This window comes from Polaribacter sp. (genome assembly GCF_965660385.1).
In the GTDB taxonomy this organism is placed as follows: domain Bacteria; phylum Bacteroidota; class Bacteroidia; order Flavobacteriales; family Flavobacteriaceae; genus Polaribacter.
In genome coordinates, this window is sequence record NZ_CBFHZT010000031.1 from 1481 (window position 1) to 3922 (window position 2442).

Consider the following 2442-nt stretch of genomic DNA (forward strand, 5'->3'; position numbering starts at 1 on the left):
TGTTTTTGCAATTGTGCTGCTATTTTTTGATGAATGGTACTTCGAAAACAAGCTGATTTTTTAGATTTCTCTACAATTGAATCACAACTAGCAAAAGACGGAGAAGTATCAACCGAAGAATAGTCAACAATGGTGTCTATAACCTGTAAAGGTTGTTTTTTAGTGAATGAAAATTTATCACACGAAGTGAAAACTATCATCATTAATACAAAATATAAAACACGCATAACCAAGGTACTATTATTGCGTGAAATTACTAAAAATTACCGACTTTTATTTTAAAGTTTCTCCTTTCATAAAATAGTCTTTTTTAATGTCTTTAATCCTTCGTTTTACAAAAGCATTGATCACATCATCTTTATCATAAAAAGTTTCTATATATGTAATATAATGTTGGTAAGCTATTTTTTTATCCTTATAATAATCGTCTGAAGTTTTTGCTAATTGATACAAAGCTTTGTAGTTTCTTCTGTTCTCTTTAAAAGCTTCTTCAAAAGATCTTAGCGCTTGTTTGGGTTTATTAGTGGCTAAAAACATGGTACCTAACCCCATATATTCTTCATCTCTTTTTTGTTTTCCTTTAGATGTAGCTATCATATAATTCATCCAAGCACTTCTATAATCTTCCTCTATCATTGCAATATGCCCTAAGTAGGTATTCGCTTTAAAATCTTCTCGGTCTTTAAAAGTTAATTTTTTAAAATAGGTTTTTGCTTTATCTAAGCTATCTAATTTAAAATACATTCTACCTAACATGGCAGTGCTGTAGGTATCTTTTTTATCAATGGTATCTAAATGCAACAAATAAGGTATTGCTTCTTTATAGTTTTTGTCGCGATACAATTGGTTAATTTTCAACTTGTTTAAATCAACATGGTTCTTATTTAACGCCAGCCCTTTTTCTACAAATATTTGAGTTGAATCTCTATCTTTCAAGGCGTTAAAACTTTTAGCCAATCTAGTAATGGCCTTAAAATGTGTGGTATCTTTTTTATATGTGGTGATAAAACTATTGATCATCGGATCTCTTTTACCTTGTAAAGCATACACTAAACCCAAATGATAACTGTAATTGGCATTGGTTGCATCTTGAGAAATTAAGTATTGAAATGTTTTCTGTGCTTTTATGGCTTTTTTGTTGATGATGTACAATTTACCCAACTGATATTGCAACACTAAATTCAAGGAATCTTTGGCTAAAATTTCTTCATAAATTGGAATGGCTTTTTTGGATTGTTTTAACGCTCGATAATTCTTGGCCAATTTCAATTTGGCTTTTTCATCGTTTTTAAAAGTGATGGCTTGCTCTAAAAAAAGGGCTGCCTTTTTATAATTATCAATCGATTCATAAATAACAGCGGTTTTGTAGTTTGATAAAAAAGTAGGTTCACTTTTATGCAACTCTTTCAAAGCCAATTTATACCTGCCTTTTGCAAATAAACTATCTGCAACCGCAAAAGTTGAAGTCTGCGCTTCAACTTTTACAATTATTAGTAATAATAGTATTAGAATATTCTTTTTCATAGGTTATATTTATTCTACAATAATAGTAAAAGGAATTGAGTATTTTACGCTCATCATTTTTCCTTCATTTTCACCAGGTGTCATTTTTGGTAATGCATTCATAACTGCAATCACCTCTTCTTGGATCTGTTTATGAGGTGCTCTTGCTTTTACATCAACAACATCTCCATTCTTATCGATTTTAAAAGCGATAAAAACTCTTTTTTTACCAGGTGCTAAACCCAGTGTTTTTGGCATTTCTGCATCAAAGTTTTTAGCAAAATGTTTTTGTATCATTTTAGAAAAGCAACTTTTGTCTCCTTCTTCACAACCAGGGAATGTTGGTGCTTTGTCTATTGCCATAAATGATATTTCTTCTGTTTCTGTAGTAACTTTTCTTTTTAAACTTTTCATTTTCTCAACATCAATAATACTTGCAAGAACCCTTCTACCATCTTTTCTTTGATAAACTTTAAGCGTTATTGAATTTGAAAAATTACTATCTATACTTTGTATTTTATTCATTTGATATTCAAATTCCTCTGCCTCTTCAAAAGTTAAATCGTCGTAAGTAATCTCAGTCCAATTTGGTGTGCTCGTTCCAATATAAACATCAAGATAACTTTCACTACTTGTAGTTCTACTCTTAATTTTGTGATCGCCTAATTTTGTATATCGAATAGTTTGTTGTTTTAAAGAAGTTCGCTTTTCTGAGATTGTAACTTCCTCAGTACATGAACTGTAAAAAAGCATGCTTACCAATACTGGAATCAACATTAAATATTTTAATTGATTCGTTTTTTTAGATTGTTTTCTAGTCATCATAGTAATTCTTTTTTTAATAAATGTTGGTTTGTAAAAGTGATTGATAAAAGTGATATTTTCCACTTGAAAAAAGCTGGATAATAAATTGTTGATATAGACTTCTTTCGTTGCTGT

Annotated in this window: 1 protein-coding gene and 2 pseudogenes; all 3 read right to left on the reverse strand. The window is 29.9% G+C overall.

The annotated features are described in order from the left end of the window. Positions 1 to 203, reverse strand: a pseudogene (locus ACTG3V_RS10255) (hypothetical protein); the annotation flags it as partial. Between the two features lie 70 nt (positions 204 to 273). Continuing rightward, the gene (locus tag ACTG3V_RS10260) at positions 274 to 1524 is read right to left on the reverse strand and encodes a tetratricopeptide repeat protein (protein ID WP_439132072.1); all 1251 of its coding nucleotides are present in this window, start codon (positions 1522 to 1524) and stop codon (positions 274 to 276) included. A gap of 9 nt (positions 1525 to 1533) precedes the next feature. Further along, positions 1534 to 2442, reverse strand: a pseudogene (locus ACTG3V_RS10265) (M56 family metallopeptidase); the annotation flags it as partial.

Bases quoted from the DNA above. Each gene is read 5' to 3' on its own strand.
- ACTG3V_RS10260 (WP_439132072.1), bottom strand. From the start codon at position 1,524: ATGAAAAAGAATATTCTAATACTATTATTACTAATAATTGTAAAAGTT.